Raw genomic sequence first — 13,678 nt, 5'->3', positions numbered from 1 at the left:
AAATACACTTTTTAATAAAAAGTCGTTTTTTAGTCAAAAAAGTAGCCTTTTGAAAAAAAATTAAAATACACTGTTTTTTAGGGAATTAATTTTACACAATCGATTGTAATGTAAGTAAAGGACTATTTATTTTTTGATGTTTTTAATAAAAAAGAACATCATTTTAATAAAAACCATCCTTTACTGTCCTGTTTTTGTCTTAAAAAATTCTTAAAAAAGTGAGCTGAATGTTATTTTTGTGTAAAAGTTTAGTTTTTAACGCTATTTTTGAGCACTTAATAATGTAAGTGTAAAAACTACATTAATAAATTATGATACGTTTTAGGAAGTTTATATATTTACCATCCAAATTAATTACATATGTTAAACAATTATAGCTCTGCTGATAAAGTTTTACTGGCGGTCGACTGCATCATTTTTGGATTTGATAATGCCGGCCTGAAAATACTTTTAATTCAAAGGGATTTTGAACCTGAAAAAGGGAAATGGTCTTTGATTGGAGGTTTCTTAAAACGCGATGAAGTTTTAGATGCTGCCGCAACGAGAATCTTAAATACTTACACTGGCCTGAACGATATATATATGGAGCAATTATATGCTTACAGCGAAATCGATCGTGACCCCGTAGAAAGAACCATTTCGGTTTCTTATTTTGCTTTAATTAATATCGAAAATCATAATGCAGAATTAATTCAAAATTATCATGCAGAATGGTTTCCTATTAATGAAGCACCAAACTTGATTTTTGACCACAACGAAATGGTTCAAAATGCGATAAAGAGACTTCGTTATAAAACATCCGTAAAACCAATCGGTTTCGAATTGCTTCCTGAAAAATTCACCATGCGTCAGCTTTTAGAATTGTATGAAGCAATTTTGAGCAAAGAATTGGACAAAAGAAACTTTATCAGTAAAATCAATTCGCTAGAAATCTTAAATAAATTGGACGAAAAAGACATGCAGTCTTCTCGTAAAGGTTCTTACTTATATACTTTTAACAAAGAGAAATACGAAGAAAAATTATTAAATGATTTTGTATTGAATTTATAAAAATTTTATTTGTTCTCTCGCAGATTTAGCTGATCTGGCTGATTAATTGTAAAAAAATCTGCTAAATCCGCTAAATCTGCGGGAGACATTTACAAAGAATTCCTCATTATGAGAGCCGACTTATTCTCAATTTGTTCTTTTGTTCCTCTCAAAACCATATCGGCTAAAATTCTTCCCATTAATTCAAAATTGGTCGAAATTGTTGTGATGCCGTTGGCTGCAATTTTCTTCAAAGCGGTTTCATTATACGATATAATTCCAAAATCTTCTCCCAATCTTAAGTTTCGATTGATGGCATTTTCGATGACCAAAAGCAAATCGCGATCATGTGGTATAATGTACAAATCGCCTAAAGCAATAGATTGATTACTGAAATCGGAGATAATTTCATGATCAAAACCAAATTCTTGACAAAAAGATTCAAAACCAAGTTTCATTCCTGGCGGCTCTCTGAAACCCTGAAAAATCAGAATCAGTTTTTTGTATTTTAATAATCTGGATTTGCCTTTCAATAAACCTTCATAAATGTCTCTTTGATGATTTTGATAAATAGCTGGAAACATTTTTAAGTCCGAATTTGTCTGATCCAAAATAATTACATCACCCACTGGTAGGGTTTTTATAGAATCGACGATATCGTTTAAGTTCGTCGGCATGATAATATATTTCGTGTAATTTCCATTGCTGTCGTTTATCAGTTTTTTGAAAACAGGAACATTAAAATGATGAAAAAAAATATCCACCTGGACATTCTTTCCAATATTTTGCAAAAACGAATTATAGATGTCTTCTTTGAAAATATTCAATTCATCAAAAAGCAAAAAAATCTTCTGAGTTATAGTGATTTCAACGCTTTTAACATAATACCCCTTTCCAGGAATGGCATAAATAATTCCTCTTTTTTTGAGTTCATCGTAGGCTAATAAAACCGTATCACGCGATAAAGAAAAAGCCAGACAGACTTTATTTACCGATGGAAGACGATCGCCTTTTATCAATTTCCCGAGTTCAATTGCTTTTTCTATTGAAAGAATTATCTGCTTATATTTTGGCAGACCAATATTATTTTGGATTGAAATGATGTTCATAATAAAGTCATTTTGACTATAAATTTTAAAAACTGGTAGGTACTGGTATGCAAAAATAATAAATGTTTCTATTTTTGGATTTCATTTTTGGTAAAAATTATATGGAAATAAAACACATATCGCATTTAAATGACATTCATAATTGCAAATTATTCGGTTTAATGCCTAATAAAGAAGAAATTTATTCTTTTGAATTGGTAAATAAAAACGGAATGAAAGTTCAGGTCATCAATTATGGTGCAACGGTAACTTCGATTCAAATTCCGGTAAACGGAAAATTGACTGATGTCGTTTTAGGTTTCGATAATTTAGAATCTTATCTAGAATCTTATAACCTTCCAAGTGCTCCTTATTTTGGAACTACAGTTGGGCGTTATGCCGGCCGTATTCACAATGCAACTTTTAATCTGAACGATAAAAAATTTGAGCTTGACGGGAACAACAACGGAAACACGCTTCACGGTGGAGTTATGGGATTTGGAAGAAAAGCTTGGAGTGTAGTTCGCGTAACTTCTGACGAAAATCCGTCTATTACTTTCGGACTTTTGAGCGAGCATTTAGACGAAAATTTTCCTGGAGAAATGACCGTTTATTTGACTTATACTTTAACAGAAGAAAATGAATTAAAATTAGAATACAAAGCAACTTCAACAGAAGATACAGTAATCAATTTGACACATCATAGCTATTTTAATCTGGACGGACATGACGCAAATGTGTTAGAACAACAGATGTTTATCAAATCGGCTAAGATGTTGGAAACAAATTCAGATAACATTCCGACAGGAAATTATACCGATTTAACGAATCATGATTTTGATTTCAGAGCGCCGAAAAACTGTCCGTTTCCAATTGATAATTCTTTCGTAGTAAATTCTAAAACTGAAATTGTGGCGCAGTTAATCAGTTTGAAAAACAATTTGAGAATGAATGTATATACCGATCAACCAAGTGTACATATATATGTAGGCGGAAATTGTTTCGGAAAATTGAAAGGAAAAGAAAATGTAGATTATAATGCACAAAGCGGAATTTGTTTTGAAACACAAAATTTCCCAGATGCACCAAATCAAGCTCACTTTCCGAATGCCGTTTTGAGAAAAGGTGAAGAATATACACAGAAAACGCTTTACAAATTTGAAAGTTTAAACTAATATTTTAACACATAGAAACATAGATTCTATGCCCAAAAAAGAAGGTAGAGAGAAAAATATTTCTTTCACATAGCATACTATGTGCATTTAAACTAGTGAAACGCCTTTTTTGTAAGTTTACAAAAACTATGTCTCTATGTGTTTAAAAAAATAAATAACATTAATAAAATTCCAAAACCACAATACACTAACTATATAATGAATGACATTTTAATACAGAATACCGTTGCATTTTTTGAGAAATCTTTCGGATCATCTCCAGAAAAAACGGTTCTTTCTCCAGGTAGAATCAATATTATCGGAGAACATATTGACTACAATGACGGTTATGTTTTACCAGCGGCAATTGACAAAGTAATCTGTTTTGCTTTTTCAAAAAACAATACAAATACTTCTAAAATAATCGCTATTGATTTGGATGAAGAATTTGAAATCGATTTGACTCAGGAAGTAAAATTGAGCGATGTGGTTTGGACCAATTACATTCGTGGCGTAATCAAACAATTACAAGATAACGGTTATTCGTTTGAAGGTTTCAATTGCGTTTTCAGCAGCAATATTCCGGTTGGTTCTGGATTGTCTTCTTCTGCAGCTTTAGAATGCGGAACAATTTTCGGAATCAAATCTCTTTTTGATCTAAAAATCGAAAAAGTGGATATTTCTTTATTAGGACAAAAAGCCGAACATTGGGTTGGAATCAACTGTGGAATTATGGATCAATTTTCGAGTGTTCACGGTCTTGAAAACAAAGTAATCAAATTAGACTGTAACACTTTAGATTTTGAATATCATAATGCCGACTTCAAAGATTACTCTCTGATTTTATTTGATTCTAATGTAAAACATTCGCTTTTTACCTCAGAATACAATACAAGAAGAATTGAATGTGAAGAAGGTTTATCTATCATTAAAAATCATTTCCCAGAAGTAAAAAGTTTTAGAGATTCTTCTGTAGAACAGGTTTTGAGTTTAAAAGATAAAATGACGGAGAAAGTTTTCGACAGAGTGCATTTTGTTGTAAAGGAAATCAGTCGTGTCATTAAAGCCTGTGAAGCTTTAGATGCAGGAAATATTGAACTTTTAGGAGAATTATTATTTGAAACACATTATGGTTTATCTCAAGAATATGAGGTAAGCTGTGAAGAGTTGGATATGCTGGTTGATACAGCAAAAGAAGATGAAGCGATCATTGGTTCGAGACTAATGGGAGGTGGATTCGGTGGTTGCACCATCAATTTAGTAAAAAAAGGACATGAAAATGAGGTGAAAAGTAAGTTTTCGAAACTTTATTTAGATACATTTGGAATTGAATTAAAATTCTATGATGTAAAAATCTCAAACGGAACAACATTGCTTTAAACACCACAACACACTACAATGAAAAATTTTGACATTAACGAAGATCCGCACAGACGCTTCAATCCATTAATTAATGAATGGGTTTTAGTTTCACCTCATCGTGCAAAACGCCCTTGGCAGGGACAGAATGAAACGATTTCGACAGAAGAACTTCCTAAATACGACCCAACTTGTTATTTGTGTCCGGGAAATGTTCGTGCCAACGGAATGAATAACCCACAATACGAAAGCAGTTTTGTTTTTGAAAATGATTTTGCTGCCATGAAACAGGAAGAAATTATTTTTGAAGACGATATTAAACATACATTTTTCAAGGCAAAACCAGAACAGGGAATTTCAAGAGTGGTTTGCTTTTCGCCAAGACACGATCTGACTTTACCAGAAATGGAAATTGCCGATATTGAAAACATCATTAAGACTTGGCAGAGAGAATACACCGATTTAGGAAACATCAAGTACATCAATCACGTTCAGATCTTTGAAAACAAAGGAAGTGTAATGGGATGTAGTAATCCGCATCCGCACGGACAAATCTGGGCACAGTCTTCTTTGCCAACTCAGGTGGAAAAGACACAAAACAGCTTAAAATCATATTACGATAAAAACAAAAAAACGCTTTTAGAAGATTATGTTCAAGCAGAATTAAATGCTGGCGAAAGAATCGTAATTGAAAATGATCATTTTGTAGCGCTTGTTCCTTTTTGGGCAATTTGGCCTTACGAAACTATGATTGTGAGCAAAAGAGCCGTAAACAAAATCACGAATTTCACAGCTGAAGAAAGCAGTGCTTTTGCTAAAATCTTAAAACAGCTAACAACGAAGTACGATAATTTATTTAATACTTCATTTCCATATTCTTCAGGAATTCACCAGTCGCCTACAGATGGTTTAGATCATCCGGAATGGCATTTTCATATGCATTTTTACCCGCCTTTGTTGAGATCGGCTACAGTAAAGAAATTTATGGTTGGATATGAAATGCTTGGCGAATCGCAACGTGATATTACACCTGAAAAAAGTGCTGAAATTTTACGACAACTTTCAGATGTACATTACAAAAGTCTGGTAAAAGCTTAGTGATTATTGTAGGAAAGAAATTCGAAAACTAAAAATTTAACACAATTATCCACGAATAAATGTAAAAAACACATTTGCTGATAGTTGATTTATAAAATTTTATTTTACATTTGGCTTCCACTTTTATTTTCATAAAAAAATAACAGAAATAAAACACATCTTGCAATTTAAACAAGATTACATAACACAAAAGCTTATTTATAACCACATAAACAAATTTTAACCCTATACTAATTATTTAAAATACTACTAGCAATGAACCAAAACCTCGCTTTCGCAGATTATGCGGTTTTTATTATCTATTTTATCGTAGTCTCTGTCTACGGTTACACGGTTTACCGCAAACGTAAACAAGACGAACAAGATGCTAAAGCTTACTTTTTGGCTGAAGGAAATCTAACTTGGTGGGCAATTGGAGCTTCTCTTATTGCTTCTAACATCTCCGCAGAACAATTCATCGGAATGAGTGGTGAAGGTTTCTTTTTAGGAATCGCTGTTGCTGCCTACGAATGGCTTGCTGCTATTGCACTTATTATTGTAGCTGTATGGTTTATTCCTGTATATCTTAAAAACAAGATTTACACGATGCCTCAGTTCTTAAAAACACGTTACAACGAATCTACTGCACTTATTATGGCGGTATTCTGGTTGTTTTTATACGTTTTTGTAAACTTGACTTCAATCTTATACTTAGGAGCTGTAGCTATTAACAAGCTAGCTGGTGGAGAATATCTTCACGTAATTATGCTTGGATTGGCTATTTTTGCTTTATTCATTTCTCTTGGAGGAATGAAGGTTGTGGCTTACACAGACGTTATTCAGGTAGCTGTATTAATTATCGGAGGTTTGGTAACTTCTTATATTGCACTAACAACAGTTGCAGAAGCTTTTGGTGTTGGGCAAAACGCTATTGCAGGTTTCAAAGTTTTGATGCAACAGGCTCCAGAACATTTCAAAATGATTATTCCGAAACCAACTGCAACTTCTACACAGCTTGAAATCGACAAATATTTAACTTTCCCAGGATTGTTATCTTATGCGGCTGGTATCTGGATCATCAACCTAAACTACTGGGGATGTAACCAATACATTACGCAAAGAGCACTTGGAGCAGATTTACAAACAGCTCGTACAGGTATTTTGTTTGCCGGTATGTTGAAATTATTAATGCCACTTATCGTAATGCTTCCTGGTATCGCTGCTTACGTTTTATACACTAGTGGACACTTACCTCAATTGGAGGGTGGAGTAAAAGATGAGGCATATTCTGCTATATTAACATTCCTACCAACTGGATTAAAAGGTCTTTCTGTTGCGGCTTTAACTGCTGCAATCGTAGCATCTTTGGCTGGAAAAGTAAACAGTATCTCTACAATCTATACATTAGACGTTCATAAAAAATACATCCAAAAAGATGCTGGTGAAAAACAACAGGTAAACATTGGTCGTCTTGCTGTTTTTGTTGCGATGCTTTTGGCTGTTTTATTTACATGGAATGATGTACTAGGAATTGGTGGTGTTGGTGGATTTACATACATCCAAAAATACACTGGATTCATTAGCCCTGGAGTTTTTGCGATGTTCTTCTTAGGTATGTTCTGGAAAAGAACTACTGGAACAGCTGCAATCGTGGGTGTAATCTTAGGATTCTTATTATCTGTTTTATTCAACGAATACGCTCCAGCTTTGTTTGGAAACGACACACTTTTATACACAGCTTACAATAACGGAAAAGGCGGATTTGAAATTCCGTTCCACATCTGTATGGGATTATCATTCTTATTTACAATGATTGCCATGATTCTTATAAGTTTTGCAGGACCAAAAGTAAATCCTAAAGCATTTGAAATTGATTCTGAAATGTTCAAAGTTAAACCGCAAACAACAGTCTTAATCGTTATTACGTTATTGATTATTGCTGCGCTTTATGTTAAGTTCTGGTAATAATTATCAGTTCTAATCTCTCTATTTTTGCAGCTGTTGTTTGTCATGAACAACAGCTGTAAATTTTTAAAGTATATTCGTTGCATAAAAATAAAGCCACAGATTAAAGAATTAAAAGTGATTTCATAGTCTCGTTTTGTCAGGCTGAGCGGAGTCGGAGCCCACGTCCAATTGGAGCGCCCTTCGACTCCGCTCAGGGTGACAATCTAATCAGAAACAAGAATTTTTAAATTATAATACATAAATACCATGCAGTTATCATTAACCCAAAAAATCATTATCGTTACTGGCGGCGCAAAAGGAATCGGTTTAGGAATCGTTAAGGTTCTTGCCGAAGAAAATGCAATTCCGTTTATCGTTGGACGTAACGAAAAGGATAACATCAAAGCCGTAGAAGAATTAAAAGCCATTGGAAAAGAAGCACATCAAGTTGCTGCTGACCTAACAAAACCTGAAGACTGCAAAAAAGCTGTTGAAGCCGTAATCGCCAAATTCGGAAGAATTGACGGATTGGTAAACAATGCCGGAGTGAATGACGGCGTTGGTTTAGAAAACGGAAATTATGAAGATTTCGCTGCTTCACTTCACAAAAATTTAGTGCATTATTATTTAATGGCGCAACACGCTCTTCCTTATTTGAAAGAATCAAAAGGTGCTATTGTAAATATTGGTTCTAAAACCGCCGAAACCGGACAAGGCGGAACCTCAGCTTATGCAGCTTCAAACGGAGGTAGAAATGCCTTAACCAGAGAATGGGCGGTAGAATTATTGAAATACAGCATTCGTGTAAACGCCGTAATTGTAGCAGAATGTTACACCCCTCTTTACGAAACGTGGATTAATACTTTCGAAAATAAAGAAGAAAAACTAGCTGCAATCACTAAAAATATTCCACTAGAAAACAGAATGACAACTGCTGAAGAAATCGCTAATATGGTTGTTTTCTTATTGTCTGAAAAATCAAGCCATACTACTGGACAGATTATTTATGTAGATGGTGGTTACACACATTTAGATCGATCTATTTAATATTTTTTGCGCAGATTAAGAGGGTTAAAAATGATTCGTTTTAGTTGTCACCCTGAGCGAAGTCGAAGGGCGTTCCAATTGGACGTGGGCTTCGACTTCGCTCAGCCTGACAAAACTGGGTCTAAAAATCATTTTAATCCTTTAAATCTGTGGCATAAATTTCTCCCGCAGATTTTGCAGATTGCGCAGATTTTTCAATTCGTGAAATTCAAGCTAATTTTTCACTCAGACTGAGCATTTTAAATTCGTGAATTCGTGGCTATTTCTTTTCAAATCATATCGCACTATTCTTAAACTCAGAAGGCGTAATCCCTTTAAACTTCTTAAAGAGTTTATTAAAATTAGAAGCCGTTTTATACCCACAATCATACGCAATCTCAGACATGCTTTTATCGGTTTCCAAAAGCAACTTACAAGCATTTGAAATCCTGATTTCATGCAGATAATCCACAAAATTCTTTTTTGTTTTTACTCTAAACATTCTACAGAAAGAAGTCCGAGTCATATTTGCGACAGCGGCAATTTCTTCTAAGGAAATATTCTTTTTGAAATTTTTATTCACATATTGAAAAACCTCCGAAAGTCGATCCACTTTTGAATCCTTCTGCATTAGAGAATAAATTTCATCATTGATATAAATCTTATCCTGACTGTCCGAAAGAATGGATAAAATTTCAAAAAGACCGACGATTACTTCGAAGTCTTTTTTAGCAACTAATTTCTCTAGTTTTTTAGCAATTTGCTTATTTGTTTTTCCAATAATTGAAATTCCTTTTCCGGCTTGAAAAAAGAGTTCGTTGATTTTCTGAGTTTCTTTTAATTCGTAAAAAGTCGGTCCGAAAATATCTTTATGAAAATATACGACTATCGAATTGGCTTTTAAATCTTCAATTCCTTGATAATATTTTTCATCATTCAGCCAAACGTGAGGAATATCAGAACCTAAAAAAACCATATCTCCAGGCTCAAACGGCATTACCGAATTTCCGATAATTCTTTTACCAAAACTCTCTTTTACATACACCAATTCCAATTCTGGATGCGAATGAAACGGCGCCTGAAAAAATGGCTCAATGCGATTTAGCACCGAAACTCTTGAGTTGAGATAAGACGTTATTTTAGTTTGTTCCAATTTCATATTGCAAAGATAATTAAAGATTATACACGGATAATATTAGACTAATAACAAAAGACTAAAAAAACTAATTTTATTTTTCGTTTACTGCCCAAATTTTAATGAAAATAAAGCGGTTAACGACAACACAAAAAAGAAAAAAAGAAAAAACAATGCTGGAGAATACTACTAAAAAACTAGTGGTAAAACTACATCCGGACGATAATGTTCTTGTAGCTTTAACCGACTTACCAAAAGGAGAAACCATTCTTTTTGAAAACGAAACTTACGTTTTACAAGACCTCATCAAAGCCAAACATAAATTCTACATGCAAGATATGAAGCAGGGAGAAGAAGTAAACATGTACGGTGTTTTGGTTGGAAAAGTGCAAAATGATATTGTCAAAGGGAGTTTAATGACGACCGAAAACTTAAAACATGCCGCAGATCCTTACGCTTACAGAAATGCGTCTTACGAATGGAATGCACCAGATGTTTCTAAGTTTGAAAACAGAACTTTTAAAGGTTACAAAAGAAAAGACGGACGCGTTGGAACAGCAAATTACTGGCTTTTTGTTCCGACTGTTTTTTGTGAAAACAGAAATCTTGACGTAATCAAAGAAGCTTTACACAAGCAATTGGGTTATGCGGTAACAGACAAATACAATCAATTTACGCACGAATTACTGGAAGGTTATTTAAACGGAAATGATATTAACGATATTAATATTGAATTGAATCCGACGCCGAAAAACAAACGTGTTTTTGAAAATGTGGACGGAATTAAATTCTTAAATCACCAAGGTGGTTGCGGTGGAACGCGTCAGGATGCTTCTACTTTGAGCGCTTTATTGGCTTCTTATGCGAATCATCCAAACGTTGGTGGAATCACGCTTTTGAGTTTAGGATGCCAGCATTTACAAGTTCAGGATTTTGTAAATGATGTAAAAAGACAAAATCCAGAATTCGACAAACCGTTGTTTATTTTTGAACAGCAACTAACAGAAAGCGAAGAAGTTCTGATTACAAATGCCATCAAAAAGACTTTTGAAGGTTTAATCGAAATCAACCAATACGAAAGAACAGATGCGCCATTAAGCGATTTATGCATTGGAGTAAAATGTGGCGGAAGCGACGGTTTCAGCGGTGTTTCTGCAAATCCTGCTGTGGGTTACACTTCAGATTTAGTAGTCGCTTTAGGCGGAAAAATTCTTTTGGCAGAATTCCCAGAATTATGTGGAGCTGAGCAGAACTTAATCGACAGATGCATTACAGAAGACAATGCTAAAAAATTCATCAATTTAATGGAATCTTACGATGAACTGGCTCATAAAGTTGGTTCAGGATTTCATATGAATCCGTCTCCAGGAAATATTAAAGATGGTTTAATTACCGATGCTATCAAAAGTGCTGGAGCGGCCAAAAAAGGTGGAACTTCTCCTGTTGTTGACGTTTTAGATTATACCGAATTGGTTACAAAACCAGGTTTAAGTTTGGTTTGCACACCAGGAAATGATGTGGAAGCAACAACTGGAAAAGCGGCTTCTGGAGCAACTTTGATTTTGTTTACAACAGGTTTAGGAACTCCAACAGGAAATCCGGTTTGCCCTGTAATTAAAGTAGCTACAAATTCTGTTTTGGCAACTAGAATGAAAGATATCATCGATATTGACTGCGGACCAATTATTAGTGGTGAAAAATCTATTGAAGAAATGGGCGAGGAAATTTTAGAATACTGCATCAAAGCGGCAAGCGGCGAAATTATTCCGAAAGCAGTACAATTAAACCAAGATGATTTTATTCCGTGGAAACGTGGCGTATCTTTGTAAAAGACTCAATTAAAAAATAACTATAAAAATTTATATCAAATGTTTTCATTACAAAATAAAAAAGCAATTATCACAGGTGGAGGAAGCGGAATCGGAAGAGCGATTTCTGTTTTATTTGCGAAACAAGGAGCTGAAGTTCATATTTTAGAATTAACCGAAGAAAGTGCAAAAGAAACGGTTGAAGAAATCAAATCGGCTGGAGGAAGTGTTTTTGCTCACGCTTGCGACGTTTCAAACCACGAACAAGTAAATGCAACTTTCCAAAAAATCGGAAATATCAATATTCTAGTAAATAACGCGGGAATTGCTCACGTTGGAAAAGTTGACACAACTTCTGAATCTGATTTTGACAGAATCATGAATGTAAACGTAAAAGGGGTTTACAACTGTCTTCATGCTTCGATTCCTGCTTTGAGAGGTTCTGGCGGAGGTGTAATTTTGAACTTGGCTTCAATTGCTTGCTGGGTTGGAATTCCAGATCGTTTTGCTTATTCTACTGCAAAAGGTGCAGTTATGGCGATGACTTTATCGGTTGCAAAAGATTATTTGAATGATAAAATCAGATGTAATTCTATTTCTCCTGCGAGAGTTCACACGCCTTTCGTAGACGGATTTATTGCTAAAAATTATCCAGGAAAAGAAGAAGAAATCTTCGAAAAATTATCGCAATCACAGCCAATCGGTCGTATGGGAAAACCAGATGAAATCGCAACTTTGGCTTTATTCTTATGCAGCGACGAGTCTTCTTTCATCACAGGTTCTGACTACCCAATTGATGGAGGTTTTATTAAATTGAATAACTAAAAAGAAGAAATAGCCACGAATTCACGAATTAAAATGATTAAAAAATCTGTGAAATTTGCTTCAAAATTACTGCGAATTTCACGAATTACGATTTGTAAAAATTCGTGAATTCGTGGCGAAAAAAAATATAAAGCCACAGATAAATGATTCGTTTTAGTTTGTCACCCTGAGCGAAGTCGAAGGGCGCTCCAATTGGACGTGGGCTTCGACTTCGCTCAGCCTGACAAAAACAGGAAATAAAATCCTTTTTAATCCTTTAGATCTGCGGCAAAAAATATAAACCACAAATTTCACAAATTCACACAAATTTATAATTCGTGAAAATTGGTGCAATTCGTGGCAAAAAAACACATTACTAAAAAATTAAAAGATTATGAAACTTATTAGATTTGGAGAAGAAGGAAAAGAAAAACCAGGGGTTTTACTAAATGATAAAAGATATGATGTTTCGTCTATCGTAACAGATTACAACGAAGCTTTTTTTGAAAATGACGGATTAAAAAAATTAGAAGAAGCTTTAAAAAATAACCCTGCACTTCCAGAAGTTAGCGATTCAGTTCGTTTAGGTTCGCCTGTTGCGCGTCCTTCAAAAATTATCTGCATCGGATTAAATTATGTAGATCACTGCGAAGAAACTGGAGCAGCAATTCCAGAAGAACCAATTATTTTCTTTAAATCTACCACTTCTTTATGCGGGCCAAATGACAATTTGATCATTCCAAAAAACAGTGAAAAAACAGATTGGGAAGTAGAATTGGCATTTGTTGTGGGTAAAAAAGCAAGTTATGTTTCTGAAGAAGATGCGCCAAACTATATCGCAGGATATTGCCTTTTGAATGATTACAGCGAAAGAGCTTTCCAAATCGAACGTGGCGGACAATGGGCAAAAGGAAAAGGTTCTGATACCTTTGCTCCTCTTGGACCAATTATGGCAACTCCAGACGAAGTTGGCGATGTAAACAATTTGAAAATGTGGTTGACTGTAAACGGAAAAACGTTCCAAAACAGTAATACTTCAAACTTAATTTTCAAAATTCCGTTTTTAGTACATTATTTAAGTCAGTTTATGACATTGCTTCCTGGCGACGTAATCAGCACAGGAACGCCTCCGGGAGTTGGTCTTGGAATTAAACCAGATCCAATTTACATTAAAGCAGGTGACGTAATCGAATTAGGAATTGAAGGTTTAGGTACAAGCAAACAAACTGCTGTAGCTTACCAAGGATAAAT

The 13,678-nt window shown here is 34.4% G+C and carries 11 protein-coding genes; 9 read left to right on the top strand and 2 right to left on the bottom strand.

Translation table 11 applies throughout. The features are described 5' to 3' along the window. Positions 1 to 360 precede the first annotated feature (360 nt). On the top strand, positions 361 to 1,050 hold the full coding sequence (locus tag K6T82_RS13995) for an NUDIX hydrolase (protein WP_223706731.1): 690 nt from the start codon (positions 361 to 363) through the stop codon (positions 1,048 to 1,050). 89 nt (positions 1,051 to 1,139) lie between these two features. Here the strand turns inward: K6T82_RS13995 and K6T82_RS13990 are convergent, their stop codons facing one another. After that, on the bottom strand, positions 1,140 to 2,138 hold the full coding sequence (locus tag K6T82_RS13990; RefSeq protein ID WP_223706729.1) for a GntR family transcriptional regulator: 999 nt from the start codon (positions 2,136 to 2,138) through the stop codon (positions 1,140 to 1,142). Positions 2,139 to 2,239: 101 nt separating this feature from the next. Between K6T82_RS13990 and K6T82_RS13985 the strand changes: the two genes are divergently transcribed. From K6T82_RS13985 to K6T82_RS13965, 5 genes are all read left to right on the top strand, one after another. After that, positions 2,240 to 3,292, top strand: coding sequence for an aldose epimerase family protein (locus K6T82_RS13985; protein WP_223706727.1), 1,053 nt, complete (start codon positions 2,240 to 2,242; stop codon positions 3,290 to 3,292). Between the two features lie 198 nt (positions 3,293 to 3,490). Then, positions 3,491 to 4,651: a galactokinase gene (gene galK / locus K6T82_RS13980; RefSeq protein WP_223706723.1), complete on the top strand. Its 1,161-nt coding sequence runs from the start codon at positions 3,491 to 3,493 to the stop codon at positions 4,649 to 4,651. Positions 4,652 to 4,669: 18 nt separating this feature from the next. After that, entirely contained in the window at positions 4,670 to 5,728 is a 1,059-nt protein-coding gene (locus tag K6T82_RS13975; RefSeq protein ID WP_223706721.1) for a UDP-glucose--hexose-1-phosphate uridylyltransferase, read from the top strand. 255 nt (positions 5,729 to 5,983) lie between these two features. Next, positions 5,984 to 7,672, top strand: a complete 1,689-nt coding sequence (locus tag K6T82_RS13970; protein ID WP_223706719.1) for a sodium/sugar symporter — start codon at positions 5,984 to 5,986, stop codon at positions 7,670 to 7,672. Positions 7,673 to 7,921: 249 nt separating this feature from the next. Continuing rightward, entirely contained in the window at positions 7,922 to 8,701 is a 780-nt protein-coding gene (locus tag K6T82_RS13965) for an SDR family oxidoreductase (protein WP_223706716.1), read from the top strand. Positions 8,702 to 8,975: 274 nt separating this feature from the next. Here K6T82_RS13965 and K6T82_RS13960 read toward each other — a convergent pair whose 3' ends face one another. After that, complete coding sequence (locus tag K6T82_RS13960) at positions 8,976 to 9,839, bottom strand: AraC family transcriptional regulator (RefSeq protein WP_223706714.1); 864 nt, start codon at positions 9,837 to 9,839, stop codon at positions 8,976 to 8,978. A 149-nt stretch (positions 9,840 to 9,988) separates the two neighbouring features. On the opposite strand from K6T82_RS13960, the gene K6T82_RS13955 reads away from it, so the two are divergent. From K6T82_RS13955 to K6T82_RS13945, 3 genes are all read left to right on the top strand, one after another. Further along, the gene (locus tag K6T82_RS13955) at positions 9,989 to 11,644 is read left to right on the top strand and encodes a UxaA family hydrolase (RefSeq protein ID WP_223707103.1); all 1,656 of its coding nucleotides are present in this window, start codon (positions 9,989 to 9,991) and stop codon (positions 11,642 to 11,644) included. A gap of 39 nt (positions 11,645 to 11,683) precedes the next feature. After that, a complete protein-coding gene (locus K6T82_RS13950; RefSeq protein ID WP_223706712.1) occupies positions 11,684 to 12,448 on the top strand; it encodes an SDR family NAD(P)-dependent oxidoreductase in 765 nt (254 codons plus the stop codon). A 373-nt stretch (positions 12,449 to 12,821) separates the two neighbouring features. Further along, complete coding sequence (locus K6T82_RS13945) at positions 12,822 to 13,676, top strand: fumarylacetoacetate hydrolase family protein (protein ID WP_144216233.1); 855 nt, start codon at positions 12,822 to 12,824, stop codon at positions 13,674 to 13,676. Positions 13,677 to 13,678 lie beyond the last annotated feature (2 nt).

Source organism: Flavobacterium potami, from assembly GCF_020026915.1.
GTDB lineage: Bacteria > Bacteroidota > Bacteroidia > Flavobacteriales > Flavobacteriaceae > Flavobacterium > Flavobacterium potami.
This window is presented reverse-complemented; position numbering and strand designations above follow the sequence as displayed.